The sequence below is a fragment of the Mycobacterium sp. TY815 genome, from assembly GCF_030755135.1.
Classification (GTDB): Bacteria; Actinomycetota; Actinomycetes; order Mycobacteriales; family Mycobacteriaceae; genus Mycobacterium.
In genome coordinates this window covers 4,340,342-4,366,504 of sequence record NZ_JAUFRX010000001.1, presented here as the reverse complement: position 1 = coordinate 4,366,504, position 26,163 = coordinate 4,340,342, and the positions used below count along the sequence as shown (strand labels likewise).

Below are 26,163 nucleotides of genomic sequence, written 5' to 3'. Positions count from 1 at the left end.
CTCGGGGATAAATCACTTGCCGCTCAACGCAACAAAGCGAGGGACACATCATGAAGTTGGCGGAGGCATTGTCGCTGCGGGCAGATTCGGCGCGCCGCATTGAGCAGCTGCGTGCTCGCATCGTCAGCAGTGCCCGCTTCCAGGAGGGTGAAGATCCGGCCGAGGACGCCGCCGCGCTACTTGCCGAAGCCGGCGAGGTGCTGGACGAGTTCGAGACCCTGGTCCGCCGGATCAATCACACCAACGCGACCACAACGATCGGTTCCGATGGAACCCTGACCGACGCACTGGCCCGCAGAGACACGCTGCGACTGCGTCACTCAGTGGTGACGGCCGCCGCGGATGCAGCCGCCGGCAAGAACCAGCCCGGATATGCACGCCAGCTGCGCTCGGAACTGAAGATGTTGTCCGCCTTGCCCGTTGCGCAGCTGCGTATGCAGGCCGACGATCTCGCCCGTGAGTTGCGCGAACTCGACGTGCGCATCCAGCGCGCCAACTGGGAGGCAGACCTGGTGACGGAATGAGGTGGTGTCGGTAGTCGACGCGGAAGCGTGCACACAACCCACCGGCGGGTAACGGCCGGTCTTGGCGCACGATGGGCAGTGCCGGGGGTTCGACTCCCTTTTTCACAATGCAGCCCAGCATTGCGCACAGGTGACGGGGTACAGCACACAGCACACCACCACGTGCAGGTTCGCGCCGACGAGGGTGGGCAAGGGGCACACCACCACCACAAGCCCTGTGGGTGATCACCAGCAGCGCTGCGGCACAATGCGTCGAGAAGCGATCGAAAGGTGTGCGATGGCAACGTTTGAGGGCAAGGTCGCCTTCGTGACTGGGGCGTCGTCGGGGCTGGGCGCGGAAACGGCTCGGTTGTTGTCACGCAAGGGGGCAACGGTTTTCGGCGTAGCACGAGACGCCGAGAAGCTTGCCGCAGTGTTCGGCGACATTCCGCGGGGCGCAGGCGTGTCAGTCGATGTCGCAGATCCGGGTGCCTGCCGCACTGCCGTTGCGCAGTGCGTCGCACAGTTCGGCGCCCTCGATGTGCTCGTCAACATCGCTGGGCGCCATCAGATGCGTCGCACCGAGTCGATGACCGACGACGAGTGGGCGCAAGACCTGGCCGTCAATCTCAACGGGCCGTTCTACCTGTGCCGGGCCGCGCTACCGCACCTGCTGGACCGGGGCGGCAACATCGTCAACGTCGCCTCGATCGCCGGTGTGGAGGGCCAGGCGTATTCTGCCGGTTACTGCTCGGCGAAGCACGGACTGATCGGACTGACCCGAGCGCTGGCGGTCGAGTACACGTCAGATCGGTTGCGCGTCAACGCGATTTGCCCGGGCGGCATGTTGACCCCGCAGATCGAGCAGTTCAGCGCACCGGAGAATCCGAACTACGACTTGATCCTTCGATCGGCCGCACCGCGCGGGATGATGCAGCCGATCGACGTCGCCAATGTCATTGCGTTCCTCGCCAGTGATGATGCCGCCGCCGTCCATGGTGCGGTGTACCGCGTCGACAACGGAAAGGGTGCCGGCTGACGGTTCACCCGCTGCTTTCAAGGACGTCCATGCAGTAGGTGAGCGGCGGCTCCGGAAAATTGACCGCCTGCTGCTCCCCGGCGCACAACCCGGGGTCGTTCACCCCGTCGCGCCGGACGGCCACCCGGAAGGTCGGGTCGCTGGACAACACTCCGGGCTTGCAGGCAGTCGGTGCAAACATGTGTGAGATGAGCGCCTGGTGATAGCAGCTGCCGACGCTCAGATTGTCTTCAAGACACAGCCCGCTGCCACCGCCTTCGAGAGTTCCGTAGTTGTCGTTGGGACAATTCTTGGAGCCCTTGTACTGCTTGGCGACCTTCGACAGAGCCGTAGGCGACGAGCAGGGCTCTTCGCGGACATCGCTCGGCTTGACCATGATTCCCGCTTTCACGAGGTTCAGGCAGGTGCCGACCGGATAGTCGAAGCCGTTGCTGCTGGCCCGGTGATCGGCATTGCGGTGGTGCATCACCGCATGCAGCCCGACCTTCGCGGCGATCACCAGTACCACCGCACCCAGCGCGGCGCCGATCCGCTTGCCCAACGAGCTCTTCTTCGGCGCCGGCGGAGGTGGCGGCGGAGGCGGCGCGTACTGCGGACCCGGCGGTAGGTAGCCGCCGGGCGGCACATTCCGAGGGTCGCCCGACGGAAAGTTGATGTCGCCTGTCATCCATCCACTCCTTCGCCCGGTTTGACGGGCATGGGGAGACTGCGTGCAACCGCCCGTCCGGATGCAGCCTAATCGGCCGAAAACCGGATATTCCGCGCAAATTTCTCGGGCTATCGCCGGTAGAACTTGGGCTATCGCCGGTAGGAACTCGGGCTATCGCCGGTAGAAGACGTCACCCTCGACGGTGATGGTCGACTGGTTGACCCAGACGACGTTGAAGTAGACCGGTGCCGGCCGACGGGTCTGGCTGCTCATGATTGTCAGGATTCCGCCGCGCGACGACGGGTTCCATGCACAGGGCCCCGATGTCGTGGGCACCCCTGCCGCGTTGGCCAGCGAGCATCCGCTCTGGCTGACGAGCAGTTGTTCGGATCCGCTGCTCGTGGTCCAAAAGCCCAGCGGTGCAGCGGCGGCCGCATGAGCGACCCCGCTGGACGCGGCGAACATAGCGGCGACCACGCCCGCGGTCGCGGCGATCTTCGTAGCGGGTACATACCGGCGATGCGACATCGTGCCTCCTCGAAAAGATCTGACACGATGAGCGTCGCCGGGCCTACTTGACGGATCCTTGAACTTTCCTTGGATCTGATCCGCTCCGCGTTTCCAGTTGCGGCAGAAGGTGTTCCAGCTGCCCGACCTCTTCGATGTTGTGCCTGATCCAGGCTCGCACCATGTCGTCGGGAAAACGCCGGCACAGGATGCGGTTGACCGGCGCGAACAGCGGGGTGCGCGCGCCGAGGTCGAGCACCGAGACGTAGTGCGTGCCGTCGGAACCGGCCGACCAGGTGTGCTCCAGTTGGATGACGATGACGCCCGCGACCCGAGTCACCAGGCGGATACCCGTGTCGTCCAGCTTCTCGACGCGGTCGATGACGTCGACCGCATACTCGGGTTTGGCGCCGAACGCCTCCACGATCCGAAACCGCGCGCCCTCGGCTGCGCCTCCACCTGGCGCCGGGCGCGCCAGTTCCCAGCGGACGTGATCGATGGGGTGCCACGCGAGGTACCGGTCGATGATCTCGCCCCCGTAGGACATGGTCTCGCCAAGATGGGTGAACCAGTCGAGCACCATCGACGGGGTGGTGCCGGCCAGGGGCCGATGGTCGATGGTGACGCGGCGGCGGTGGTGGGGGCCATTGGTGAATCGCACGGCGGCGGAATCGACCGTGCGCAACGGGTACAGGACTGGCCGAGCCGCCATGACAAACCTCCAAGATACGGTACCGTTTCTTGCAGCCAACTTAAGGTAAGGCGCTAAGAAACGCAAGCGTTTCTTGAAAGGGATTGCGATGCGGCGACGGCACGGCGCAGAACTGGACGCGGCGATCAGGGAGGCGGTGCTGGGGCTGATCGCCGAGCACGGCATCACCGGCGTCACGATGGAGGCCGTCGCCACCGCCGCGGGCACCAGCAAGGCGGTGCTCTATCGACGTTGGCCCGACGGCCGCGCGCTGCTGCGGGACACCCTGCTGCGGACCGCGGTCGCGGCGATCCCGCACCGCGACACCGGCAGCTACCGCGAGGACATGCTGGCCATCCTGCGTGGCTGGGCTGATCTCTTCACCGGTCCGCAGGCCGCCGTCATCCGGGCGGGTATCGCCGCCGCCGCGAACGATCCCGAGTTCGCCGAGGCCTTCCGTACCGATGTGATCGGATGGCGCAAGAAGGAGATGGCCGACCTTTTGGCCAGGGGAATCGCCCGCGGGGACGTGCGCGCGGATGTGCCGGTGGAGATCGCCCGCGAGGTGGGGCAGAGCGTGCTGTGGCACCGCCTGCTGGTGACCGGCGACCCGATTGACGATGCGCTGATCGTCCAGCTGGTTGACGAAGTCTTGGTGCCTTTCGTCGCACCCCGGACCCCGTGACGGCCCACCCGGGTCGGCGTCACGGTTAGGGCACAGTTCAGCTGATACCTGACGCGGCAACCAAGTTACCTCGGCCGCATGCGCAACCATGCCCGATATGACGCAGCGCCGGGCACAGATCTCGCGGCAGACGTTTCTGCGGGGTGCCGCGGGTGCGTTGGCCGCCGGCGTGGTCTTCGGGCCGGGCCGGGCCGGCGCCGATCCGGTCGCGTCGGGCTGGGACGGTCTGTCCACCGCCCTGGGCGGGCAGGTGATCCAACCCAACAGTGCCCAATACGGCTCGGCCAAGGCGGTTTTCAACACCAATTACAGCGACTCGACGCCGGCGGCCATCGTCACTCCGAAATCGGCCGCGGATGTGCAGAAAGCGATGGCGTTCGCCGCCGCCAACAAGCTCAAGGTCGCTCCGCGCAGCGGCGGGCATTCTTACACCGGAGCCTCGACGGCGAACGGAACCATGGTGCTCGACCTGCGTCAGCTGCCGGGTGACGTCAACGTCGACGCTGCGACCGGCCAGGTGACGGTTACGCCGGCAACGGGTTTATACGAGGTGCACCAGGCGCTGGCCGTCGCAGGACGGGGCATCCCGACTGGCACGTGTCCGACGGTCGGCGCCGCGGGGCATGCCCTGGGCGGCGGACTGGGCGCCCAGTCCCGGCACGCCGGTCTGCTGTGTGACCAGCTGACGTCGGCACAGGTGGTCTTGCCCGGCGGCCAAAGCGTCACCGCGTCCGCCTCGAGCAACCCGGACCTCTTCTGGGCGTTGCGCGGCGGCGGCGGAGGCAACTTCGGCGTCACCACCTCGTTGACCTTTGCCACGTTCCCCACCCAGGACGTCGACGCGGTGAACCTGAACTTCGCGCCGCAAGCGTTCGCGCAGGTCCTCGTCGGCTGGCAGAACTGGTTGCGTACCGCCGACCGGAACAGTTGGGCACTGGCCGACAGCACCACAGACGCGACAGGAACTCATTGCCGGATCCTGGCGACCTGTCCGGCCGGCTCCGGCAACAGTGTTGCGGCAGCGATCATTTCGGCTGTCGGCGTGCAACCGACCGGCACCGAGAACCACACCTTCAACTACCTCGACCTGGTGCGGTACCTGGCGGTCAACAACCTCAACCCGGCACCAGTCGGATATGTCGGCGGCTCCGACGTTTTCACGACGATCACCCCTGCCGTTGCGCAGGGGATCGCCGCGGCGGTCGATGCCTTCCCCCGCAACGCCGGCCGCATGCTGGCGATCATGCACGCTCTGGACGGCGCGATGGCCACCGTCGCGCCGGGTGCCACCGCCTTTCCGTGGCGACGGCAGTCCGCTCTGGTGCAGTGGTACGTCGAAACGGCCGGTTCTCCGTCCGCCGCGACCAGCTGGTTGAGCACTGCACACCAAGCGGTGCAGCAGTATTCGGTCGGCGGCTACGTCAATTACATCGAGGCCAATCAGCCGCCGGCCCGATACTTCGGGCAGAACCTCTCTCGCCTGACGGCCGTACGCCAGAAGTACGATCCCGGACGGGTCATGTTCTCTGGCTTGAATTTCTGATCCAGGCCCCACTTCGCCACGAGGTGGCGATGGCACGAGTTGACAGGAAAGGAGAAGCGGTGTCGCATCGACGCCCTACCAAGGACGGCAACAGCTCGGAGGCGGCGGCATGATCGGCGTCACGCGGGACGCCGATGTGCTGACCGTCCGGATACAGCGCCCAGAACGGCGCAACGCCCTCAACGCTGCTGTGATCGACCAACTTCGGACGACTTTCGAAGGTGCGGCAGCGGACGGTGTGAAGGCTATCGTCCTGACCGGCGAGGGTAGCGTCTTCTGCTCGGGAATGGACCTGTCGGGGGCCGGGGCCGCCTCCGCGGAGAACCTCATCGACGAACTGATGGACAAGGCGATAGCGCTCAACGCGGCGATCGACCACACGCCGGTACCGGTGGTTGCGGCCATCAACGGTCCGGTCATCGGGGCCGGTGTGCAACTGGCCATCATCTGTGATCTCCGTGTGGTCGACCCGAACGCGTACTTCCAACTGCCAGTGGCCAAGTACGGGCTGGCTGCCGACACCTGGACGGTCCGGCGACTCACGTCCCTGGTTGGCTATGGGCGAGCCCGCGCCATGCTGATGGCGGCGCAGAAGCTCCCCGCCGACGAAGCGCTGCTGTGCGGAATGGCGAACCGGATAGGCACCCTCGAGGACGCCCAGCAATGGGCACAGGAGATCGCGGGACTGGCTCCGCTGTCGCTGCGGCACTCCAAGAGGGTGCTCAATGACGACGGCGCCTGGGACACCGAGAGACCCGTCCACCAGGACATGTTCGAGGCGGCGTGGAAAAGCCAGGATGCGGTCGAAGCGCAGGTCGCCCGTTTCCAGAAGCGGGCGCCCGTATTTCAGGGCCGCTGACTACACGTCGTGTCAGGGAGCGCTATCGCCTGTGCCGGGCCGCCTCACGGATGATGCCTGCGCGGGAAGTGACGCCGAGTTTGGCGTAGGCATGGGTGAGATGGGTTTGTACGGTGCGCGGCGAGATGAACAGTTGCGCCGCGATCTCTTTATTCGCTATGCCGTCTCCGACCAGCACAACGATGTCGCGTTCGGTTGGTGTGAGCGCGTCCCAACCCACAGTCGAGCGCCTGCGTTGACCGCGGCCGCGCTGCGCGTACGCGATGATCTCCGCAGCGGAAAATCCTTGACCCTCGGCCCAGGCACCTGCGAAGTCGTGGTGAGGCATTTCCTGCCGCAGCTTCGCCACCAACTCGTCATATGCGGCTTGGTAAACGGCGAACCGTGTCTCGCCGGTCCGCGCGCGCAGAGCGGTCGCTGCGCCCAGCAACCGGCAAGCCTGCCGCTTGTCGGCAGTCAGCACGGCCAAGCATTCGAGGGCATCCGCAACCCCCAACCAGGCGTGAACGGCGGCAGCTTCTGCCAGCGCGTCGTGCGCATCGCGGCCGGCCTGTTCGAATTCGCCTTGCTCGTAGGCGATGTGGGCCCGTGCTGCAAGTGCTGTTGCCCGGTGCCAGCCCCGCGTCGTCGCCACGGCGTCGTCCACCATCACGCGGGCGGCGGCAAGCTCACCGCGCGCAAGCAGGACCGATGCGATCAACGCGCTGTGTATCGAGGCGGTACGGGGCTGCGCCGACGCCGCGCCACGCCATGCGTCGCTCGCGGATGCCGCCGCAGCGACATCCCCGGCAGCAAGGTGAGCCGTGGCCAACGCAGCATGGGCGAATCCGGGAAGGAAACCACCGACATCCGGCGATACCGCGAGGCCCTGCTGGGCAACGTCAATTGCCCCTGCTACGTCACCGCTATATGTCAACAGGCGGCTCAGGCAGATTGCGCTGCCGGCCGCCCAACCTCGGTCCGCCGCGATATCGGCCTCGGACCGTAGTTGACGAAACTGCGCGACGCCATCGACCAGGTCGCCAGACATCATCTGCGCCAGCCCCAACTGCCATCGGCAGGCCCGCGACCCGTATCGGTCTCCGATGGCTTCGGCCAGATCACGACCTTCTTCAGCGGCGAGACGCATCGAATCAGGGCGCCCCGCAGCGTATTCCACGTGTGCGCGCAGGACCAGCGCCGCGACCAACCGCCACGGTTTGCCTTGTTCGCGCACCGCATCGACCGCTTCGGCGAACGCCGTCTGATCGAAGGCGGGGTCGAAGGCGTGACTGGCAGCGGAAGCGACAAGCGTCCACGCGACTAATTCAGGGTCGTTGACCCGGCGCGCGACCGCCGCCGACTCATCCGCGGCCGCACTGTCCGCAACTCCCACCAACACATTGAGCATTGCCGCGTCGGCGAGCGCTCGGGCTCGCAGCGCCGGGGGCAGCGGGCTCTCGAGCGCGGCATCCAACCAGCTGCGGCCTTCGCGGAATTCGGCATGTCCCAGCCACACTGGTTGCAGCCCCGAGGCGATCCGGACGGCCGATTCCGCAGCACCGCTTTCGCGGCTCCACTCGAACGCCGCCCGCAAGTTGGCAAGTTCGCGGACCACCTCATCGACGCGGTCGGCGAAGGCGATACGCACTGCATCAAGGTCGGCGGCCAAGGCCGCGTAATGGTCTCGATGGTGCTGACGGGTACGGTCCGCTTCACCAGACTCCGCGAGCTTCTCCTGCGCGTATTGGCGCATCGTTTCCAGCAGCTGATACCGGGTGCGGACGTTGTGGTTCTGCAAGGTCACCAACGACTTGTCGACCAGGGACGACAGCAATTCCAGAATGCCGTCGCCGTCGATGTCTGGTGAAACTGACCGCACCGCGGCCAGATCAAATCCGCCCACGAAAACGGCCAACCGTCGGAAGATTGTTCGCTCCGGTTCCGTCAACAGCTCGTACGACCAGTCGACGGAGGCACGAAGTGTCTGCTGACGGCGGACTGCAGTACGTGCACCACCGGTGAGCAACCGGAAGCGGTCGCGTAACCCCTCGAGAATGTCGGTCAATGTCAGCGATCGCACCCGTGCTGCGGCGAGTTCGATGGCCAGGGGTACGCCGTCAAGACGCCGGCAGATGTCCGCGACGGTGTTGTCCTCGGGCGCCTCAAATTCTGGATCAACCAGGCGGGCCCGCTCCTTGAACAACGCGATCGCCTCGTCCGTCAGCGACAGCGACGGCACCCGCCACGTCACCTCGCCAGGCACTCCGATCGGCTCTCGGCTTGTGGCCAACACCGTCAGTGCTGGGCACCGGCTGAGCGCGGCTGAGACAAGCGCTGCGGTTGCATCCAGCAAGTGCTCGCAATTGTCCAGCAAGACAAGCGTTTTGCGGTTTCCGATGAAGTGAATCACCGCGTCGGTCGTGGAGTGACCCGCCGGATCCGGTATGCCCAGAGCCCGCATCACCACGGCCGGTACCTGCTCGGGATCAACCACGGAGGCGAGGTCCACGTACCACAGCCCGCCCGGGAACTCACCGCTGAGTTCGCCGGCCTTTTCGACGGCCAGTCGGGTCTTTCCGACACCACCCGCGCCGGTGAGGGTGACAATCCGGTGGTCCGCTACGAGAGCACCGACGGTGGCCAACTGTGGGCCGCGTCCGACGAAGCTCGTCAGCTGCGTCGGAAGGTTAGGGGTCCCCGGCGTCAAAAGCTCACTCCCACCGCTTGCACTCGGTAGCGCTCATGGTAGCCAGCAACCCAATGCGGCGGTGGAGCGGATCTACGACCCGTCAGCACCTCGATCTACGCGGTTCGGCGGATGGTTGCCGGCGACGCTTTGGCGATAGTCGTGTTCGGCGCACTCAAGGAGGGGATGACTGTGACGATGTCAAACGCCGGAACGGACAATCTGCACGTGGCGCCGGCCACCGGCCTCGAAACGATCGACAAGGGGCGCGGCGTTGCGTCCCACCCGAATCCACTGCTGTTCGTCCACGGTGCCGCGCACGCCGCGTGGTGCTGGGACGAGCACTTCCTCGACTTCTTCGCCGAGAGAGGATTCCGCGCCGTCGCGGTGAGTCTGCGCGGGCACGGCGGTAGTCCGGCTCCCGGCCGCCTGTCTAAGGTCTCGCTCGCCGACTACGTCGACGACGTGCATTCGGTGGCCCGGCGACTTCCCGCCGCTCCCATCCTCATCGGGCACTCGCTCGGTGGGTTTGTGGTGCAAAAGTATCTAGAGGTGCACCAAGCGCCGGCCGGTGTTCTGCTCGCTTCCGCGCCGCCGCAGGGACTGCTCCGGTTCATGCTCCGTTCCGCACGTCGGCATCCGCTGCGGATGGCCAGGGCAACGGTCACCGGAAAATCAGTGCGGATGATCAATACCCCGCCTCGTGCGAGAGAAGCCTTCTTCTCACCCGAGACGGCCGAAGCTGACGTCGCGCGCTGGGCGGCACGGTTCGACGAGGAGAGCCCGCGCCCGATACTCGACACCATGTTCAATCCCGCCCAGCCGCAGCATGTCTCGGCGCCGCTGCTCGTCCTCGGCGCGGAACTAGATCGCTCGATCACCACGAGTGAGGTCCATGCGACGGCCGGCGCATACCGCACCCGGGCGGAAATCTTCGTTGGCATGGGCCACGACATGATGCTCGAGCCCCGCTGGCCCGCGGTAGCGGAGCGCATTCGCACCTGGTTGGCGTCGCAGGGCTGGTGAAGATCCTCAGTCACCTACGTCTCCGTCGACATACAGCCAGCGGCCCTTCTCCCGGGTGAATCGGCTGCGTTCATGCAGGATCTGGCGCTTGCCGTCCCGCACATACTGGGCGCGGAACTCGACCACTCCGGTCGTGTCATCGTGGGTACCGGCTTCGGTGTCGACGATCTGCAGCCGACGCCACACGACGTCGCTGTCCAGGTGCAGCCGCTTTGGTCGCGTGCGGGGATGCCAGCTCGCGGAAAGGTAATCGGCGTCGCCGACGGCGAAGGCGCTGAAGCGTGACCGCATCAACGCCAGTGCGGTGTCGGCGTCCCGTTCGCCGGCGTGCAGTGGCCGGCAGCAGTCGGCGTAGCCGCTGCCAGATCCGCACGGGCACCCCTCTTCGTCTTGTGCCTTGACGCCCATGAGGAGATTGTCTCAGGCTGAAAGGCGCAACAGCGAAGGAGAAATCGCGATGACCGACAACGGCATAGCCGAAGCCGCCCGTGCCGCGGGGGACCCGATACAGCAGGCTGTGGCGGTCTTCATGCTGCATCCGGAGACTTTCGCGGAGAGTATCGCGGCCGGGTACCAGAACCCACTGGCCGGATACGTCGCGGGTCGCGGTGGAGTCTTGGGTGACGTCAGCGGCGAGACGGTCAGTTCGGCGTTCGTCGTGTTCGAGCCCGAGTCCCTCGCCGCGCTGTGGGAAGAAGGCGTCGCGGTGCGCGGCGCCGCCGGCGCCGCCGAACAATATTGGCAACAGACCGCCGAGTTCGGCCGCAAGTATCTGGTCGGCGCATCTGGGCTGGACCGCCTGGCGGCGTTGGGAGAGAAAATCATTGCCGCGACACCGGGCGCGGGGCTGCCGCTGTATGCGGGCTGGCGCACCATGCCGCTGGCCGATGACGCGCCGGCGCGCGCGCTGCAGGTGATGTTCATCCTGCGCGAATTGCGAGCGGCCGTGCATTTCAACGTCCTGACCGACTCGGGAATCACGCCCGTGGAAGCACACATGCTCAACAAGGGTCCGGAGTACACAAAGATGTTCGCCTGGCCGGAACCGTTCGCTGACGGCGCCGCGAAGAAAGACCGCTACTCCGCTGTCGAGGACGCCACCAACCACCGCATGGCGGAGATTTTCGCGGCCGCCCTCGACGCCGCAGAGGCGGACGAACTCGCGCGACTGAGCGCCGACGCGTTAGCGTCGATGAGGACAAGTCTTGCGGGCTGAGCGCCCCTGGCCTCTGCGGTGATCGGGGCGATTATGGTCGTTTTGATAGTGGTCCTTCCGCAACGGCCCGGACGTCATCCCGGCCGGACGGAAGGTCGCAAGGAGGGAGCTCAGTGAACGACGAGCAACGCGCAGCGATGGCATCGCGGCCCGGTTTTATCGCCGCGCTGGATCAAAGCGGTGGAAGCAGCCCGAAAGCCTTGAAGCTGTATGGCATTTCAGAAAATGCCTACGACAGCGACGAGAAGATGTTCAACCTCATCCATGAGATGCGGGAACGAATCATGTCGAGTCCCCGCTTTTCCGGCGAGCAGGTCCTGGCCACCATTCTCTTCGAGCAGACCATGGACCGAGCCATCGCAGGTCAGGACACCGCGGCGTTTCTGTGGGAGCAGAAGCGCATCGTGCCGATCGTCAAGGTCGACCAGGGTCTGGCCGACGCCGAAAACGGTGTGCAGCTCATGAAACCCATGACGAAACTGGATTCCCTGCTGGACCGGGCGGTGGAAAAGCACATCTTCGGCACCAAGATGCGGTCGTTCATTCAAGAGCCGAATGACCAAGGAATCAAGGCCATTGTCGACCAGCAGTTCGACTACGCCTATCGGATTATCGACCGGGGACTGATGCCGATCATCGAGCCCGAGGTGAGTATCAAAAGCCCGGACAAGCCCAGAGCCGACAACCTGCTATTGGCGGCTTTGAGTGCGAAACTCGATGAGGTGCCCGGGGATACGCAGGTGATGCTCAAGCTCACCCTGCCCAGCGAGGACAACCTCTACACACCGCTCATCGAGCATCCCCGGGTTCTCCGGGTGGTCGCGCTGTCCGGCGGGTACAGCCTGGACGAGAGTTGCGCGATCCTGGCGCGCAATCGTGGTCTCATCGCCAGCTTTTCGCGTGCCCTCACCGAGGGTTTGCTGGTCGATCAATCCGACGCTGAATTCGACGCCAAGCTTGGGGCGAACATCGAACAGATCTACGCGGCATCCGTGACCTAGGACCCCCCGGGCCCACCAGATCCTTCTCGGAAGTGATTGCCTGGGAAACGAATTCGAACCGAAGCGCAATTCGCGGCTGAAATGGTAGCCACCGATTCCGTGCCGAAAATCTAGTTTCTCCACGCACGCGCATATCTCCCGATTAAAGTCACATTATCGGTGGGGAGGTGCTCATGTCGTTCGTTGTGGCGGCGCCGCAGCAGGTGCAGGCGGCAGCCCGAGATTTGGCGGGAATCCGGTCGATCCTGGCCGAGGCATCGGCATCGGCCGCGACGCCGACAAGCGCGGTAGTGCCCGCGGCCGCGGACGAGGTATCCGCCGCGATCGCTTCGTTGTTCGCCGATTTCGGCGAGGAATTCCAAATCATCAGCGCGCAAACGCAAGCGTTTCACGCGGAGTTCGTCAATGCGCTGAACGCCGCTGCCGGAGCCTATCTGAGCACGGAGATCGCCAACGCCGAGAGTGCTCTTTCGCAGCTATCCGGCTCGACCGGGCTGCCCGCGGCCGCCGGCGGCTTTGGCGGTGCTTATCAGACGTTGTACGCGAACACCGTCGCAAACCTGCAAACTCTCAACACGGTGTGGTCCGCCAACCCCGCGCCGCTGCTGCGACAGTTCGTCACGAACCAAATGGCCTACGCGCACACGATCGCCGCCGACGTTCAGTATGTGGTGCAGAACTTCCCGGCGGTGCTGGCCGACCTGCCGGCGAACATCAGGGCGGCGATCCAGACATTTCTCGCCTTCAATCCGGCGCCGTACATCCAACAGTTCATCAGCAATCAGGTTGCCTATGCCCAGATCATCGGCACGTCGCTGCAGAACGCGGCCACCGACTTCGTTGCCGGTCTGCAGGGGCTGCCGGCCGCCTTCCAGTCGGCGGGACAGGCCCTTATGGCGGGTGACATCGGTGGCGCCGTGAGCGACATCGCGACCGGCGTCGGAAACCTGTTCGTCACCGGCGTCGATGTCAGTAGCACCGGGGACCCCCTCATCCCACCCGGGCTCACCGCCACCGTCACCCCGGCGGGTTCGGTGGGAGCCCTGTTACCGATCCTCACCATCCCGGGGATGATGGCTCAGAACTTCACCAACCTGCTGCCCGCCGGCTCCATCCCGGCGCAGATCGCCCAGAACTTCACCAACGTCGTCAACACGGTGACCAACACGTCCATTACCGCAGACGCACTGATCAGCATCAGACTCCTTCCTCCGTCGGTGAACGTATCTCTCGCAGCGACGTTCGGTCTTCCGTTGACGCTCCTTGTCGATGCGTTGGGTGCGCCGGTCAACACGTTGATCGCGATCGACTCCAGCTTCACCAGCGTCAGTGACGCGGTGGGTACCGGAGACTGGGCCGGAGCGGCCGGGGCGATCATCGACGCACCCGCCGTCATCGCCGACGGCTTCCTCAACGGCACGACCACGCTCCCAATCGGTTTCGACATCAGTGGCTATCCCACCGTCATCAATCTCCCGTTGAGCGGAATTCTCGTTCCCAACACGGGTTACACCGCGTCGTTGAGCGGTCTGCCGATCGTCGGAACACTCACCGTTCCGGTCGCGGGCACGCCGCTCAGTGGCCTGGTTACCGGCTTGTACAACGCAGCCCAACTGCTCGCGACCCAGATCGCGTAGCGCTGGTTACCCGGCCGACTTTTCCAGCACGTGCACGCCGCACGCCGACCCCAATCCGATGACGTGCGCCAGGCCCACCTTCGCGTTCGCGATCTGGCGGTCACCGGCCTCGCCGCGCAGGTGATGGCAGATCTCCCAGACGTTGGCGATGCCCGTAGCCGCGATGGGGTGGCCCTTGGACTGCAGCCCGCCGGACACGTTGACCGGCGTGGCGCCGTCGCGCCAGGTGGCGCCCGAGTTGAAAAAGTCTGCGGCGCCGCCCTCTTCGCACAACATCAGGTTGTCGTAGTGCACCAGCTCGGCGGTGGCGAAACAGTCGTGCAGCTCAACCAAGTCCAGATCGCCGGGCCCGATGCCGGCCTGCTCGTAAGCGGTCGCGGCGGCGTTGCGGGTGAGGGTGTTGACGTTCGGCAGAACCTGGCAGCCCTCTTCGTAGGGGTCGGTGGTCAGCACTGACGCCGACACCTTGACGGCGCGCCGGCGCTGTTCCTGCGAAAGCGATTTCAACGTCTCGCCGTTGCACACAATCGCTGCCGCCGCGCCGTCGCAGTTGGCCGAGCACATCGGACGGGTATTGGGGTATGCGATCATCACATCGCCCATGATCTGCTCAAGGGTGAACCTCTTCTGGTACGCAGCAAGAGGATTGAGTGTGGAATGAGCATGGTTCTTCTCGCTGATCCGGGCGAACAGCTCGAAGCTGGTGCCGCCGTACTTGTGCCCGTATTCGGTGCCGATCTGTGCGAATACTCCCGGCATGGCTTCGGTGCCGATCCGCCCGTCAACCGGTGCGACCGCGCCGTAACGCCCCTTCGGCTCCCAGACGTCGGCGTCGGACTTCTTCTTGCCGCCGCCTCCGAGCAGTCCTGCGCCCGAGAGCTTTTCGACGCCGACGGCCATGCCGTACGCAACCTCTCCGGCCTTGACGGCCATGATCGCGGTGCGCAGTGCGGTGGCGCCGGTGGCGCATGCGTTCGCCACGTTGTACACCGGGATGCCGGTCTGGCCAATCTGCTTCTGCAGCTGCTGTCCGATGCCGGCATTGGCTGCCATCAGGTTGCCGGCGGCGATCACACCGATGTCCGCCATCGTCACCCCGGCGTCGGCGAGCGCACCCATCGCGGCCTCGGCAGCCAGGTCGACGGTGTCACGGTCGGGGTGCTTACCGAACTTGGTCATCCGGATGCCGAGGATCCAGACGTCGTCACTGGCGCTCATGATGCTCCTTTGCGGATCGCTCAGTCGGCCGGCTCGAAGCCGAAGCCGATGGCCTCGGTGCCGTGGGAGTCGGTGCCGATGGGGTAGGTGGTCAGTCGCACCTTCATCCCGTCCCGCACATGGTCGGGGTCTGGTTCGACGTTGACGAGATTCGCCCGGACCTGGGTGCCGTCGCAATCGACGACCGCAGCGACGAAGGGAGTGGGGATTCCCGGCGCGGCGAAGGTGACGATGGTGAACGTCCGCACGGTGCCCTCGGTGGCCACTGCAACGCCGGTGAAGTCCGTTGCAAAGCAGTTGGCACACGCGTTCCGGCGATCGAAGAACCTGGCGCCGCACTGTGCGCATTGGTGCGCAACGAGGTGCGGATCGCCGTCGTCGAGCACCAGGTAGTCGACCAAGGGGATCTGCCCGGGCATCGGAACCTCCGTCGCGTCGTCGGCTACTGAGAATCCTTGCACGGTTCCCACCAAAAACCAGTTGACCACCCCTCGGTCAGGTGCGATGGTGGACCGCTGCTTGCCCACCCTCGACCACGACAAGGCGATGACTCTTACCGATGACCAACTGACCGATCTGACCGCCGGCACCACCGGCGGCGGTGCCGCGCACCGCCGGGTGATCGATGACGTCGGTGCATGGCTGGACGGTCTGGACTACGGTGTGCGTCCCGCACTGCGTGCCCTTGGCGAGTTGCTCGTCGGTGTCGCCGAGCGCGAAAGTGCAGAGAACGCAGAACGATTCACCGCGCGCTGCCTGGGCGTGCCGGATTGCGGCTATCTCCTCGACGAGGAACGCGAACTCAACCCGGTGTCCCGGCTGACCACCGCTCTGGCATTGGCGGAGTGGATCGACGAACACGCCGACGCGTGCGAGGTCGGTCCCGGCGAGTACGCCTACCCGCCGAAGTGGACGCAAACCGAGATCGGTGACCAGCGCTACCGGCACCCGCTGTGCCTGCGCGTGCACTTCCCGGCCGGCTCGCTGTTGCCGGACGCCGGATGCGTCCTGCACATCGAGGCGCGGGACAGCATCATGCATTCCGCCGAAGTGAGCGCCTTCGTCACGCCGGACAACCAGGCGCACGCTCGCGCGGTGCTGGATCGTCTCGCCCGGCGCGCCAACGCGTTGAACCCGTACCGGGGACGTGCAGTGCGCGCCACCAACAACCAAGGGCTCAGCTTCACGGTGATCGAGCTGCCCGCGACGGTCAGTCGCGACACCGTGATCGTTCCCGACGAGGTGTGGACGGAGGTCGACCTGGGCGTCACCGCGGTGCGCGACCGGCACGAAGCCCTCCGGGCACACGGCCTGGGCGCACGGCGCGGGGTCCTGCTGTGCGGACCGCCCGGCACCGGCAAATCCGCGGTGAGCGCGGTGGTGGCCCGGGAGGTCGTGGGTGAGTTCACCGTCATCTACGTCGAGGCCAGGGCGGGGGAGGACTTGCTGACCGCCGTGGTGGAGGAGGCCCAGCGACTCGGCGGCCCAGTGCTCATCGTCCTCGAGGACGTCGACCTGTGGTGCCACAGCCGTGGGTCCGGTGACCGCGGTCTGTCGGAACTGTTGCAGGCCATGGACATCGAGAGCGACGCCCGCATCCTCACCCTGGCGTCCACCAACGACGCCGCCACGCTGGACAAGGCCGCAATCCGCACCGGGCGGTTCGATTCCGTCGTCGAAGTCGGACACCCGGACCGCGCCGATGCCGCGCGCATCCTGGCCGCCCTCATTCGCGACATCCCTGGAGGGCCTGACGTGGACACGGCGGCCGTGGTCTGTGCGCTACCCGAGAAGACCAGCGGGAGCGACATCCGCGAAGTCGTCCGACGGGCGGTCTTGTCCGGTGCTGACGGAAGGATCGGCACGGCGACACTGTTGGCCGAAATCGGCAACGGTCGTTACCGGGCCGTGGTGCCTGCCGGACTCTATCTGTGAGCGTCTAACGGGTGCTTTCGTCGGCGATCTCGTCGTTGGACTGCCGGGCAGCGGGCGCGTCGGGATCTCCGTCCTGGTGTTCCAGGCGGTCTTCCTCCGCGCGCTGCCCGGGCGTCGTCTCGCGCGCGTCCTCGGGCACCGGCGCGTTTTCGTCTTGCTGCTGGGGATCCATCCCGTCGGGATCGCCGGTATCGCGGATTCCGAAACAAGGCTTAGCCGAAAGCCGACTCCGGGCCCTACGGTCAGAGCATGAACTTCGACGAGTACCGGACCTACGATGCCACGGGGCTGGCGAAACTGGTCGCCGACAAGGAGGTATCTGCTGCCGAGTTGCTCACGCTGGCCCGGGACCGGGCCGCGGCCGTCAACCCGCGGATCAACGCGATCGTGCGCGATGTTCCGGCCGCGCCTGCTGACCAGCTGCAAGGCCCGTTCGCCGGTGTTCCTTTCCTGATCAAGGACCTCGCCCAGGACTATGCCGGCCTGCCCAGCTCGCAAGGGTGCCGCGCGTTGATGTCGACGCCGATCGCCGAGCATTCGACCATCGTGCAGCGCTGGATAGACGCCGGGCTGGTCATTTTCGGCAAGACGAATCTCCCGGAGTTCGGTGCGAAAGGGATCACCGAATCGGAGGCGTGGGGCCCGGCGCGCAACCCGTGGGACCTCCAGCGAACGCCGGGTGGATCCTCGGGAGGGTCGGCCGCGGCCGTCGCGGCCGGGATCGTGCCGTGCGCCGGGGCAAACGACGGCGGCGGGTCCATCCGCATCCCGGCGGCGTGCTGCGGCCTGGTCGGCCTGAAACCTGGGCGCGGCCTCACCCCGATGGGCCCGACGACCAGCGAATCCATGCACGGGGCGGCGGTGCAGGGTGTGGTGTCGCGAACGGTGCGTGACACCGCGGCGATGCTGGACGTCATCTGCGGAGGCGAGCCGTTCGGGCCCTACATTCCTGCCCTGCCCGACACACCGTTCGCGTCCGTGGTGGGCCAGGATCCGGGGAAGCTTCGGATTGGGGTACGAGTGCCGTCGGCGATCACGCCGAATCCGCACCGGGAGGCGTTCGCCGCCGTCGAGGCCACGGTCCAGACCCTCATCGCACTCGGACACCACGTCGAGGAACTGCCGCAGGCTCCCTACGACGACGCCGCGCTTGCCCGGGACTTCCTGCTCACCTGGTTCGTCCACCTTGCTTGGGACGTGGACGAGGCCAAGCGCCTGACCGGTGCCGGCAACGAGTCGTTCGAGCGCGACACGCTCATCATGGCGGCGGTCGGCCGCGCGACCGGCAGCCTCGACTACGTGGACGCCGTGGAAAGGCGTCACCAGCACACCCTGCGGCTGAGCGAATTCTTCGAGTCGTACGACCTGCTACTGACTCCGACGCTGGCGACCCCGCCGCCCAAGATCGGTGAGTTCGACCTGCCCGCGGTACTGCAACGCGCATCTGACGCGATGATCAAGACGCGCACCGCCGGTCTGCTGCGCCACACCAAGATCGTCGACGACCTGGTGGAGAAGAACCTGGGTTGGGTGCCCTACACCCAACTGGCCAACCTGACCGGTCGCCCGGCGATATCACTGCCGCTGCACTGGACTGCCGAGTCGCTGCCGCTAGGCGTCCAGTTCGTAGCACCACTGGGTGGCGAATCCCTGTTGATCCGACTGGCGGCGCAGTTGGAACAGGCGGCGCCATGGTCGGATCGGGTTCCGCCTGAATTCGGGTAGTCGCCAACGCATCGGGTATCAGCAATAATCTGCGTGTCCGGCCTCGGGGCAAGGGGATTGGCGGGCCGGCGAAACTCTGATATCGGTGGTGGCAATTAAGCGTCGACCTGGGATCTTCAACCGTTGGCAGCGGGCGGATCAGTTTGACTGGCTATCCGGCTACCTGGCTGCGCGCGGAATCAGCGGAACCACCCGGATGTTGATGGCCTCCATTTCCACCTCGCTGGTGTTGTGTCTGCTGGTGCTGTTGTACGGCTCCGACGGGCCGCGCGGCGCGATACCGGTCGCCATGACCTGGGCTGCCGTTGCCGGCGGCACAGCGGGAGCGCTGCTGTGGGTGTGGCGGTGGCCGACCCGCGCTCAGTCGGTTGCCTATGCCATGACGTGCAATGTCGCGGTGGCGTTGGCCTGTCTTGCGCATCCCAAGCCGCTGGCGGCGTTGATCGGGTGCATCGCCTTCGCCACCTTCGGTGCATACATGGCGTTCTTCCACACGACCGGATTCGTGCTGTACAACTTCGCGGTGGCCGCCGCCGTCGGCCTCTTCGAAGCCGGACGGCTCGCGCACCAGGGGCATCCATCGCTGGCCGTGGTCGATCTGTGGCTGGTGGTCGAGGTCAACATCGCCTTGCCGCTGGCCATCGCGGTCCTGGTCCGTGCCCTGGCGGGTGACCTGCTGCGTGCTGACCGTGACCCGCTGACCGGCCTGCTGAACCGGCGCGCCTTCGCGCACAACGCGCTGGGGATGATGCTGGCGCGCCGGGGAATCGATGCTCACCTGGTGGTACTGGTGGTCGACCTGGACAACTTCAAGGGTCTCAACGACAACCGTGGTCACGCCGCCGGCGACTACGCGCTGGTCCAGGTCGGGCAGACACTGCTGGCCGCCGCTGAGGAACAGGCGGTCGTTGCGCGAAGCGGCGGCGAGGAATTCCTGCTGGCCGGCACGTCGGTGACCTGCAACGCCGAGCAGCTGGCCAAGCAGATATGTCAGGCGATCGCCAACTCGACGGTGGGAGTCACGGCCAGCATCGGCACCGCCTGTGCCCGGCTTGATGAAACGACGCCTGGTGAGCACCAGACGCTCCTCATCGACCTCATCACCGCGTCCGACGCCGCGATGTACCAAGCCAAGAGGCTGGGCGGCAACGGATTCCACCACCATGAACTGTGTGGCAGCCGGCGTTGATCAGAGCCGCTCGGGGACCCGGATGCGCGCCAGGTCCTCGGCGATGACCAGGTCGCCGTCGAAGACCTCGGCCGCCTCATCCCGGTGCTCCCGAGTGTCGGGATACCGCTGTGAGAAATGGGTCAGCACCAGTCGCCGCACTCCGCACTCGGCCGCAACCCGCGCCGCCTGCCGCGCCGTGAGGTGCCCGTAGCGAGCGGCCAGGTCCGAGTCCCGACTCAGAAAGGTCGCCTCGATCACCAGCAGGTCCACGCCGTCGGCGAGGGCGTAGACCCCGTCGCACAGCCGGGTGTCCATGACGAAGGCGAACCGCTGGCCGGGCCTCGCCTCGCTGACCTCCGACAGATCGACCGTCCGTCCGCCCCAGTCGATAGAGCCGGCGGCGTGCAGTTCGCCCACTGCGGGGCCGTCGAGGCCGACGCGCTTCAGCAGTTCGGGCACGAATCTGCGGCCGTCTGGCTCGATGAGCCGATAGCCGATCGCATCGGCGGAGTGCTCGAGCCGGCGCGCTTCCAGCACGCCGAAGTCGCCCGCCGCGATCGGCCCGTCGACGGCGACGGGTTGTGCGTAGATGTCGGCACGGTCGTGAAAGATGCAGGCGTGATGCAACCGGCTGAAGTACTGCTGCCCCGAAGCCGGGAAGTAGGCGTGTACCCGGTGCTGCGCGTCGTCCAGGGACAGGCGCTGGATGACGCCGGGGACACCGAGGCAGTGATCACCGTGAAAGTGGGTGACGCACAACCGCGTCACACTGCTCATCGCCACTCCGGCGAGCAGCATCTGGCGCTGCGTGCCCTCGCCCGGATCGAACAGCAGGCCTTCGCCGTCCCAGCGCAACAGGTAGCCGTTCTGGTTGCGGTACCGGGTGGGCGCCTGACTGGCGGTGCCCAGCACGATCAGTTCGCGGACCGACATGGCGCTACGCCGCCTGACTCATAGCGCCGCCGCCGCTCCGAGGGAGGTGGCGGTCAGTGTTGCGACGATGCTGTTCTCGTCGGTGTCGATGTCTCCGTGCAACCAGCCGATGATGAGCTCTGTCGTACCGGCGACCAGCGCGCGGGTGGCCAGCACCCGGTCGACTCCGGGCTTGGGATCTCCGCTGAAAGCGATTGCGTGGACCGCCATGTACTCACTGAAGTCCCGCACCGCGCGCTGCTGACGTTCGCGTAGCCGCGGGTAGGCCGGACACTCCATGTACAAGCGGGCGTCGGCGGGATCGGAGGCCAGCGTGTGCACCACCACGCGCACCGTACGCGCGACCCGCTCGGCGAGCGGGGCGGCGGCCAGCACCTCCTCCATCTGGGCGTACAGCCGCCCGAACAGCTCCTCGGCACACGCGTCGAGCAGGTCGTCCTTGGTGGCGAACTCGGTATAGAAATACCGCTTACTCAGATTCGCGCGCTGGGCGACCACATCGACGGTCAAGGGCGCCACGCCCGACTCGGCAATCAGGGCGCGGGCTGCTTCCACCAGACGCGCGCGGCGGCCCTGTGAACGCTGCTCGGAACTCAGTCCGCCATAGGTTCGGCCGCTCATAACGACATCTTGACCCATTATTCGACGCGGGCCTAATCTAGAACGATATCGTTCCACATTATTACGAGGTGCTGCCGTGGCCGCCGACCCGTTCGCCCACCTGCAGACGCTGACGCCCCTGTTCACTGCGCCTTGAGGAGACACGATGAGCACCCGGATCATGGATGAAGCCGCGCGGGTTCTGGCCGATCCCGAGGCCTATGCCGACGAGAAGCGGCTGCACGGAGCACTGGCCCACCTGCGGGCTCACGCCCCGGTGTCATGGGTCGACGTCGAGGGGTACCGGCCGTTCTGGGCGATCACCAAGCACGCCGACGTGATGGCCATCGAGCGCCAGAACGATCTCTTCACCAACCACCCGCGCCCGCTGCTGATGGTCACCGAACTCGAGGAGAAGTTGCTCGCGGACCAGGAGGCCGGCATCGGTCTGCGCACCCTGATCCACATGGACGACCCGCACCACCGCGACATGCGCAAGATCGGGGTCGACTGGTTTCGTCCAAAGGCCATGCGGGCGTTGAAGACCCGCTGTGACGAACTGGCGAAGCGCTACGTTGACCAGATGCTCGAGCGGGGTCCCGAACTGGACTTCGTCCAGGAGATCGCGGTGAATTACCCGCTGTATGTGATTCTCTCGCTGCTGGGTCTGCCGGAGTCGGACTTTGCGCGCATGCTCAAGCTCACCCAGGAGATGTTCGGTGGTGACGACAAAGAGCTGAGGCGCGGCGAGGTCAACACCGACGTCCTGGCGACGCTGCTGGACTTCTTCAACTATTTCTCTGCGTTGACGGCATCACGACGTGAACATCCGACCGAGGACCTGGCGTCCGCGATCGCCAATGCCACCATCAACGGCGAGCCGCTGTCGGACATGGACACCATTTCCTACTACGTGATCGTGGCCAGTGCAGGTCACGACACCACGAGTGCCGCGATCTCCGGTGGACTTCTGGCTCTCCTCGAGAATCCCGCCGAACTCAAGCGCCTGCAACAGGACACCGCACTGATGGGTACCGCCGTCGAGGAGATGATCCGTTGGGTGGTGCCGGTCAAGGAGTTCATGCGCACCGCTCAGGCCGACACCGAGGTGCGCGGCGTGCCGATCGCCAAGGGCGAATCCGTACTGCTGTCCTATGTTTCCGCCAACCGTGACGAAGAGGTGTTCAGCGACCCGTTCCGGTTCGATGTCGGGCGCGACCCCAACAAGCACCTCTCCTTCGGCCACGGCGTGCACTTCTGCCTAGGGGCCGCCCTGGCCCGGCTGGAGATGAACAGCTTTTTCTCCGAGCTGGTTCCGCGGATCAAATCCATTGAGATGGCTGATGATCCGCAACTGATCGCCACCACGTTTGTCGGCGGGCCCAAGCACCTCCCGATTCGGTATTCGCTGAGGTAACTCACCGCATGCCCAGGGCCTTGGCGGCTCGGTCCGCGGCCGCCGGCCCGGCGAGTTGGCGCAACAACAGCATCCCGTCGATGAGGGCGAGACTGGCCTCGGCCTCGGCCCGCCGTCGATGTGCGGTGCCAGTGAAAAACTTTGACAGCCAATCGATCCAGCCCTCGGTCAGCGGTGCGGCGAGGTCGTGGTAGGGCGCAACGCCGGCGGCGGCAAGACCGCAGACCTCGAAGTAGACCGCGAAGAGCGGGTCGAATTCGTCGCGGGCCAGGATCTTGAACGCGGTCCGGACCAGCTGCCGATGGTCGTCTGCCGGTTCGACGAGCGCGCGCGCGAGCGTCTCCTGCAGCCTGTTGCCGACCTCGAGGAGCACGTCGGTGATGAGCGTGGTCTTGCTCGGAAAGTAGTAGACGATCACGCGGTCGCTGGTGCCGAGGTGTTTGGCCAGCGCGCCGAAGGTCAAAGAGCTGAGTCCTTCGGCCAACGCCATCGCGACGGCATCGTCGAGGATCTGTTCCCGCGTGTACTTGTGTCCCATCGGGGCTTGATTGTAGTCGCGACTACAGGTTTAATCTGTTTGTAGTAACTACTACAAACGGAAGGCCGGCCTCCGATGACCGCATCCCTGACCAGAACTCAGCACCCCGCCGCTACCACGATGTCCGCCATACGAATGTTCGCCGGCGGAATCTCTTGGGCTGCACCAGCAGTCAGTTCGCGGTTGTTCGGGCTCGGCAAACTGCCCGAGGGCGCCAGTGTCGGACTTGTCACCCGCCTGTTCGGCGTGCGCGATCTCGTTCTGGGTGCTGCCCTGCACTATCCGGAGCCCGCGGTACACAAGGCAGTCCTGCAGGCCGGACTCGTCTGTGACGCGGCCGACGTCGCGGCGTCCTTGATTGCTCTGCGGGCAGGAGCGCCGAAGACGACATTGCTGGGCGCCACTGCCGGCGCAGGACTGTTCCTCGTGCTGGGTGCGATGGCGCTGCAGGGTTGACCCGCCGCGTCCTGCGGGTCGACCCGCCGAGAGTGGATTCCGCGACAGAAGACCGGGGTGGATTCATACGGTCAAGACAATGTCCGTTGATTTGGGGAGTTGTCATGCCGAGTGGTTATCCGCATTCACGAGCGACGCGGCGGGAGCTGTTTGACCGGGTGTGCCAGGGAGCTCCGCTGATTGCGACTGCTCGGGAGATGGGCGTGTCGACAACCGCTGCGTGGCTGTGGTGGCGTGACGCTGGAGCGATGAAGCTAAAGCGCAGGTCCACACTAGGTCTGGCCGACCCCGGCGATCTGAATCGGCCCGGCGGTCGGGGTCGCCGGCTGAGCTTTGATGAACGGGTGGACATCATGCGTGGTCTTGACCGCGGCGACAGCCAGGTCGAGATAGCGCGGCGACTGGACCGCGATCCGTCGGTCATATGCCGTGAAATCGCCCGCAACAGCGGCCCCGACGGGGACTACCACGCCCGGATGGCACACGCCCGTGCAGCCCGCAAAGCCAAGCGCCCTAAAGCCTTCAAGCTCAAAGACAATCCGTTGTGCGCAACTATCGAAGCGTGGATGGACGACGGGTGGAGCCCTAAGCTGATCGCGCAGATGTTGGCCAGGTTCCACCCCGATGACAGGCTGGCTCGAGTGAGCCACGAAACCATCTACAAGTGCCTTTACGTGCAGACCCGCGGCAGCCTGCGCGCAGATCTGCACCAGTGCTTGTCCACCCGGCGAAGTACCCGCAAGAAACGTGGCGGCCCGGTCAGCCGCGGCATCTACACCGGCACAGAATTCACCATCAGTCAGCGCCCCGCCGAGGTCGCCGACCGCGCCGTTCCCGGGCATTGGGAATCTCAATGGTGTTGTCAAGCCGCCTGAATCAGTGGCGGTGGTGAGGCGGTCCATGTCCGGTTCTCGCGCAACAGTGCCCATAAGACGTCGATGCGGCGGCGGGCCAGGGCAATGACGGCCTGGGCGTGAGTAGCGCCGTGAGCGCGCTTTTTGAGGTAGTAGTCGCGGTTGGGCCCTGCGCGCATCATGCTGGTTTGGGCGGAGAGGTAGAACACATGCCGCAGGGAGCGGCTGTAACGCAAGGGGCGGTGTAGGTTGCCCGTGCGTCGGCCGGAGTCATTAGGGACAGGCACGAGTCCCGCGGCGGCGGCGAGGTGCCCAGCGCTGGGGAAGGCACGTAAGTCGTTGGCCCCGACCAACAGTGATGCGCCAAGGAAAGGCCCGAAGCCGGGCATGGACTGAATGACTGCCGCTTGCGGGTGTTCGGCAAAGATCATCGCGATTTGAGCGTCGAGGGTTTTGAGGCGGTCATCAAGGGCGAGGATGGCGGTAGCCAACTCGGTGATGATGCTGGCAGTGAGGTCTTGTCCAGGCAGCACGACCGTTTGCGTCTTGGCCGCGGTGGTGGCGCGGGCAGCCACATCGGCTGATCCACGCACATGGCGGGTCCGCAGCCAGCTCGTCAGCCGAGTTTGTCCGATGCGGCGGATCCGGTCGGGGGTGGCGTAACCGGTGAGCAGTACCAACGCTCCCTTGTGCGAGGAGTAATCGAAAGCACGCTCTAGGCTGGGGAACACACTGGTCATCAAGTCGCGCAGCCGGTTGATCATGCGCACCCGGTCGGCGACGAGGTTGGCGCGATGCCCGGTGAGCACCGCAAGGTTGCGGATCAGGTCGGTGCCGGTGTCGATGACCGACAGGTCCCGGCGCAGGCGGGTGGTCTCGGCGATGACGTAGGCGTCTTTGGCGTCGGTCTTGCCTTCGCCGGCGTAGGCCGCGCTCATCGCCGCAACGACTCGCCCGGAGGCATAACGCACCGACTGGTCGGCTCGAGCCAGCAGGGCCAGCAGCAACGCCGACGGTGCGCCGATGATATCGACGGCCCAATCGAGCTGTGTCGCTTGGGAACCGGCGGTAGCGATGAGGGCCACGATGTCCGCCTCGTCGTTGGCGACCTTGATCGACAACAACTTGTTGCCGTCGGCGTCCACCACGCAGGCCCAATGGTGTGTCTTGCCGACATCGATGCCGACCCAAGCTCTGTTTCGTTGTGCGGGCACGCTGCTCCGTCCGTTAGTTCGGTTGCTGACAGCGGCCCGCGGAACACCCCGCTGACGCATCCGTAACCAAGCGACCGA

At 65.7% G+C, this 26,163-nt stretch carries 27 protein-coding genes and 1 pseudogene; 16 read left to right on the top strand and 12 right to left on the bottom strand.

The annotated features are described in order from the left end of the window. Positions 1-50: 50 nt before the first annotated feature. Together QXK92_RS19080 and QXK92_RS19075 are read left to right on the top strand one after the other, a co-directional pair. Positions 51-524 carry a DIP1984 family protein gene (locus QXK92_RS19080; RefSeq protein WP_306243795.1) on the top strand — a complete coding sequence of 158 codons (474 nt, stop codon included), beginning with the start codon at positions 51-53 and terminating at the stop codon, positions 522-524. Positions 525-801: 277 nt separating this feature from the next. Next, a complete protein-coding gene (locus QXK92_RS19075; RefSeq protein ID WP_306243794.1) occupies positions 802-1,542 on the top strand; it encodes an SDR family NAD(P)-dependent oxidoreductase in 741 nt (246 codons plus the stop codon). 4 nt (positions 1,543-1,546) lie between these two features. Here the strand turns inward: QXK92_RS19075 and QXK92_RS19070 are convergent, their stop codons facing one another. The 3 genes from QXK92_RS19070 to QXK92_RS19060 form a co-directional block, all read right to left on the bottom strand. Next, positions 1,547-2,209, bottom strand: a complete 663-nt coding sequence (locus tag QXK92_RS19070; protein ID WP_306243792.1) for a hypothetical protein — start codon at positions 2,207-2,209, stop codon at positions 1,547-1,549. Positions 2,210-2,362: 153 nt separating this feature from the next. Beyond that, entirely contained in the window at positions 2,363-2,719 is a 357-nt protein-coding gene (locus QXK92_RS19065) for a hypothetical protein (protein WP_306243790.1), read from the bottom strand. Positions 2,720-2,762: 43 nt separating this feature from the next. Beyond that, entirely contained in the window at positions 2,763-3,410 is a 648-nt protein-coding gene (locus QXK92_RS19060) for a hypothetical protein (RefSeq protein WP_306243787.1), read from the bottom strand. A gap of 88 nt (positions 3,411-3,498) precedes the next feature. Between QXK92_RS19060 and QXK92_RS19055 the strand changes: the two genes are divergently transcribed. The 3 genes from QXK92_RS19055 (at position 3,499) to QXK92_RS19045 (ending at position 6,476) form a co-directional block, all read left to right on the top strand. Then, positions 3,499-4,074 carry a TetR/AcrR family transcriptional regulator gene (locus QXK92_RS19055; protein WP_306243784.1) on the top strand — a complete coding sequence of 192 codons (576 nt, stop codon included), beginning with the start codon at positions 3,499-3,501 and terminating at the stop codon, positions 4,072-4,074. A 97-nt stretch (positions 4,075-4,171) separates the two neighbouring features. Continuing rightward, complete coding sequence (locus QXK92_RS19050) at positions 4,172-5,617, top strand: FAD-binding oxidoreductase (RefSeq protein WP_306243782.1); 1,446 nt, start codon at positions 4,172-4,174, stop codon at positions 5,615-5,617. A gap of 109 nt (positions 5,618-5,726) precedes the next feature. Further along, positions 5,727-6,476 carry an enoyl-CoA hydratase gene (locus QXK92_RS19045; RefSeq protein WP_306243780.1) on the top strand — a complete coding sequence of 250 codons (750 nt, stop codon included), beginning with the start codon at positions 5,727-5,729 and terminating at the stop codon, positions 6,474-6,476. 22 nt (positions 6,477-6,498) lie between these two features. On the opposite strand, the gene QXK92_RS19040 is transcribed toward QXK92_RS19045, so the two are convergent. Next, positions 6,499-9,165, bottom strand: a complete 2,667-nt coding sequence (locus QXK92_RS19040; RefSeq protein ID WP_306243778.1) for a LuxR C-terminal-related transcriptional regulator — start codon at positions 9,163-9,165, stop codon at positions 6,499-6,501. A 111-nt stretch (positions 9,166-9,276) separates the two neighbouring features. Between QXK92_RS19040 and QXK92_RS19035 the strand changes: the two genes are divergently transcribed. Then, on the top strand, positions 9,277-10,170 hold the full coding sequence (locus QXK92_RS19035) for an alpha/beta hydrolase (protein ID WP_306243776.1): 894 nt from the start codon (positions 9,277-9,279) through the stop codon (positions 10,168-10,170). A gap of 6 nt (positions 10,171-10,176) precedes the next feature. Here the strand turns inward: QXK92_RS19035 and QXK92_RS19030 are convergent, their stop codons facing one another. Next, entirely contained in the window at positions 10,177-10,578 is a 402-nt protein-coding gene (locus QXK92_RS19030; protein ID WP_306243774.1) for a YchJ family protein, read from the bottom strand. Between the two features lie 49 nt (positions 10,579-10,627). Here QXK92_RS19030 and QXK92_RS19025 point away from each other — a divergent pair, with 49 nt between their 5' ends. From QXK92_RS19025 to QXK92_RS19015, 3 genes are all read left to right on the top strand, one after another. Beyond that, positions 10,628-11,386: an evbL gene (locus QXK92_RS19025; protein WP_306243772.1), complete on the top strand. Its 759-nt coding sequence runs from the start codon at positions 10,628-10,630 to the stop codon at positions 11,384-11,386. Between the two features lie 113 nt (positions 11,387-11,499). After that, entirely contained in the window at positions 11,500-12,387 is an 888-nt protein-coding gene (locus QXK92_RS19020) for a fructose bisphosphate aldolase (protein ID WP_306243770.1), read from the top strand. Between the two features lie 173 nt (positions 12,388-12,560). Next, a complete protein-coding gene (locus QXK92_RS19015) occupies positions 12,561-14,024 on the top strand; it encodes a PE family protein (protein ID WP_306243768.1) in 1,464 nt (487 codons plus the stop codon). A gap of 6 nt (positions 14,025-14,030) precedes the next feature. Here the strand turns inward: QXK92_RS19015 and QXK92_RS19010 are convergent, their stop codons facing one another. Further along, entirely contained in the window at positions 14,031-15,242 is a 1,212-nt protein-coding gene (locus tag QXK92_RS19010; protein ID WP_306243766.1) for a thiolase family protein, read from the bottom strand. Between the two features lie 20 nt (positions 15,243-15,262). Then, entirely contained in the window at positions 15,263-15,661 is a 399-nt protein-coding gene (locus tag QXK92_RS19005) for a Zn-ribbon domain-containing OB-fold protein (protein ID WP_306243764.1), read from the bottom strand. Positions 15,662-15,788: 127 nt separating this feature from the next. Between QXK92_RS19005 and QXK92_RS19000 the strand changes: the two genes are divergently transcribed. After that, positions 15,789-17,177 (top strand): ATP-binding protein, encoded by a 1,389-nt coding sequence (locus QXK92_RS19000; RefSeq protein WP_306244534.1) that lies wholly within the window; start codon positions 15,789-15,791, stop codon positions 17,175-17,177. 4 nt (positions 17,178-17,181) lie between these two features. Here QXK92_RS19000 and QXK92_RS18995 read toward each other — a convergent pair whose 3' ends face one another. Then, positions 17,182-17,349, bottom strand: coding sequence for a hypothetical protein (locus tag QXK92_RS18995; RefSeq protein WP_306243762.1), 168 nt, complete (start codon positions 17,347-17,349; stop codon positions 17,182-17,184). Positions 17,350-17,426: 77 nt separating this feature from the next. On the opposite strand from QXK92_RS18995, the gene QXK92_RS18990 reads away from it, so the two are divergent. Further along, the gene (locus QXK92_RS18990; RefSeq protein WP_306243760.1) at positions 17,427-18,902 is read left to right on the top strand and encodes an amidase; all 1,476 of its coding nucleotides are present in this window, start codon (positions 17,427-17,429) and stop codon (positions 18,900-18,902) included. A gap of 85 nt (positions 18,903-18,987) precedes the next feature. After that, on the top strand, positions 18,988-20,091 hold the full coding sequence (locus tag QXK92_RS18985; RefSeq protein WP_306243758.1) for a GGDEF domain-containing protein: 1,104 nt from the start codon (positions 18,988-18,990) through the stop codon (positions 20,089-20,091). On the opposite strand, the gene QXK92_RS18980 is transcribed toward QXK92_RS18985, so the two are convergent. Beyond that, on the bottom strand, positions 20,092-21,006 hold the full coding sequence (locus tag QXK92_RS18980; protein ID WP_306243756.1) for a ribonuclease Z: 915 nt from the start codon (positions 21,004-21,006) through the stop codon (positions 20,092-20,094). An 18-nt stretch (positions 21,007-21,024) separates the two neighbouring features. Further along, the gene (locus QXK92_RS18975; protein WP_306243753.1) at positions 21,025-21,627 is read right to left on the bottom strand and encodes a TetR/AcrR family transcriptional regulator; all 603 of its coding nucleotides are present in this window, start codon (positions 21,625-21,627) and stop codon (positions 21,025-21,027) included. A 145-nt stretch (positions 21,628-21,772) separates the two neighbouring features. Between QXK92_RS18975 and QXK92_RS18970 the strand changes: the two genes are divergently transcribed. Next, a complete protein-coding gene (locus QXK92_RS18970; RefSeq protein WP_306243751.1) occupies positions 21,773-23,023 on the top strand; it encodes a cytochrome P450 in 1,251 nt (416 codons plus the stop codon). Position 23,024: 1 nt separating this feature from the next. Here QXK92_RS18970 and QXK92_RS18965 read toward each other — a convergent pair whose 3' ends face one another. Beyond that, positions 23,025-23,561 (bottom strand): TetR/AcrR family transcriptional regulator, encoded by a 537-nt coding sequence (locus QXK92_RS18965; protein WP_306243749.1) that lies wholly within the window; start codon positions 23,559-23,561, stop codon positions 23,025-23,027. A 75-nt stretch (positions 23,562-23,636) separates the two neighbouring features. Between QXK92_RS18965 and QXK92_RS18960 the strand changes: the two genes are divergently transcribed. The 3 genes and pseudogenes from QXK92_RS18960 to QXK92_RS18950 all read left to right on the top strand — a co-directional run bounded on the left by QXK92_RS18960 (position 23,637) and on the right by QXK92_RS18950 (position 24,892). Then, positions 23,637-24,017 carry a hypothetical protein gene (locus QXK92_RS18960; RefSeq protein ID WP_306243747.1) on the top strand — a complete coding sequence of 127 codons (381 nt, stop codon included), beginning with the start codon at positions 23,637-23,639 and terminating at the stop codon, positions 24,015-24,017. Positions 24,018-24,121: 104 nt separating this feature from the next. After that, positions 24,122-24,403 (top strand): annotated as a pseudogene (locus QXK92_RS18955) (IS30 family transposase); the annotation flags it as partial. A gap of 90 nt (positions 24,404-24,493) precedes the next feature. After that, complete coding sequence (locus QXK92_RS18950) at positions 24,494-24,892, top strand: hypothetical protein (protein WP_306244532.1); 399 nt, start codon at positions 24,494-24,496, stop codon at positions 24,890-24,892. Here QXK92_RS18950 and QXK92_RS18945 read toward each other — a convergent pair. Then, entirely contained in the window at positions 24,880-26,085 is a 1,206-nt protein-coding gene (locus tag QXK92_RS18945) for an IS110 family transposase (RefSeq protein ID WP_306243746.1), read from the bottom strand. The two genes, QXK92_RS18950 and QXK92_RS18945, sit on opposite strands and share 13 nt — an antisense overlap. Between the last annotated feature and the right edge of the window lie 78 nt (positions 26,086-26,163).

Excerpts from the sequence above, each read along its gene's own strand:
- QXK92_RS19080 (WP_306243795.1), top strand. The coding sequence starts at position 51 with ATGAAGTTGGCGGAGGCATTGTCGCTGCGGGCAGATTCGGCGCGCCGC.
- QXK92_RS19075 (WP_306243794.1), top strand. The coding sequence starts at position 802 with ATGGCAACGTTTGAGGGCAAGGTCGCCTTCGTGACTGGGGCGTCGTCG.
- QXK92_RS19070 (WP_306243792.1), bottom strand. The coding sequence starts at position 2,209 with ATGACAGGCGACATCAACTTTCCGTCGGGCGACCCTCGGAATGTGCCG.
- QXK92_RS19065 (WP_306243790.1), bottom strand. The coding sequence starts at position 2,719 with ATGTCGCATCGCCGGTATGTACCCGCTACGAAGATCGCCGCGACCGCG.
- QXK92_RS19060 (WP_306243787.1), bottom strand. The coding sequence starts at position 3,410 with ATGGCGGCTCGGCCAGTCCTGTACCCGTTGCGCACGGTCGATTCCGCC.
- QXK92_RS19055 (WP_306243784.1), top strand. The coding sequence starts at position 3,499 with ATGCGGCGACGGCACGGCGCAGAACTGGACGCGGCGATCAGGGAGGCG.
- QXK92_RS19050 (WP_306243782.1), top strand. The coding sequence starts at position 4,172 with ATGACGCAGCGCCGGGCACAGATCTCGCGGCAGACGTTTCTGCGGGGT.
- QXK92_RS19045 (WP_306243780.1), top strand. The coding sequence starts at position 5,727 with ATGATCGGCGTCACGCGGGACGCCGATGTGCTGACCGTCCGGATACAG.
- QXK92_RS19035 (WP_306243776.1), top strand. The coding sequence starts at position 9,277 with ATGGTTGCCGGCGACGCTTTGGCGATAGTCGTGTTCGGCGCACTCAAG.
- QXK92_RS19030 (WP_306243774.1), bottom strand. The coding sequence starts at position 10,578 with ATGGGCGTCAAGGCACAAGACGAAGAGGGGTGCCCGTGCGGATCTGGC.
- QXK92_RS19025 (WP_306243772.1), top strand. The coding sequence starts at position 10,628 with ATGACCGACAACGGCATAGCCGAAGCCGCCCGTGCCGCGGGGGACCCG.
- QXK92_RS19015 (WP_306243768.1), top strand. The coding sequence starts at position 12,561 with ATGTCGTTCGTTGTGGCGGCGCCGCAGCAGGTGCAGGCGGCAGCCCGA.
- QXK92_RS19010 (WP_306243766.1), bottom strand. The coding sequence starts at position 15,242 with ATGAGCGCCAGTGACGACGTCTGGATCCTCGGCATCCGGATGACCAAG.
- QXK92_RS19005 (WP_306243764.1), bottom strand. The coding sequence starts at position 15,661 with ATGCCCGGGCAGATCCCCTTGGTCGACTACCTGGTGCTCGACGACGGC.
- QXK92_RS19000 (WP_306244534.1), top strand. The coding sequence starts at position 15,789 with ATGACTCTTACCGATGACCAACTGACCGATCTGACCGCCGGCACCACC.
- QXK92_RS18995 (WP_306243762.1), bottom strand. The coding sequence starts at position 17,349 with ATGGATCCCCAGCAGCAAGACGAAAACGCGCCGGTGCCCGAGGACGCG.
- QXK92_RS18990 (WP_306243760.1), top strand. The coding sequence starts at position 17,427 with ATGAACTTCGACGAGTACCGGACCTACGATGCCACGGGGCTGGCGAAA.
- QXK92_RS18980 (WP_306243756.1), bottom strand. The coding sequence starts at position 21,006 with ATGTCGGTCCGCGAACTGATCGTGCTGGGCACCGCCAGTCAGGCGCCC.
- QXK92_RS18975 (WP_306243753.1), bottom strand. The coding sequence starts at position 21,627 with ATGAGCGGCCGAACCTATGGCGGACTGAGTTCCGAGCAGCGTTCACAG.
- QXK92_RS18970 (WP_306243751.1), top strand. The coding sequence starts at position 21,773 with ATGAGCACCCGGATCATGGATGAAGCCGCGCGGGTTCTGGCCGATCCC.
- QXK92_RS18965 (WP_306243749.1), bottom strand. The coding sequence starts at position 23,561 with ATGGGACACAAGTACACGCGGGAACAGATCCTCGACGATGCCGTCGCG.
- QXK92_RS18960 (WP_306243747.1), top strand. The coding sequence starts at position 23,637 with ATGACCGCATCCCTGACCAGAACTCAGCACCCCGCCGCTACCACGATG.
- QXK92_RS18950 (WP_306244532.1), top strand. The coding sequence starts at position 24,494 with ATGGCACACGCCCGTGCAGCCCGCAAAGCCAAGCGCCCTAAAGCCTTC.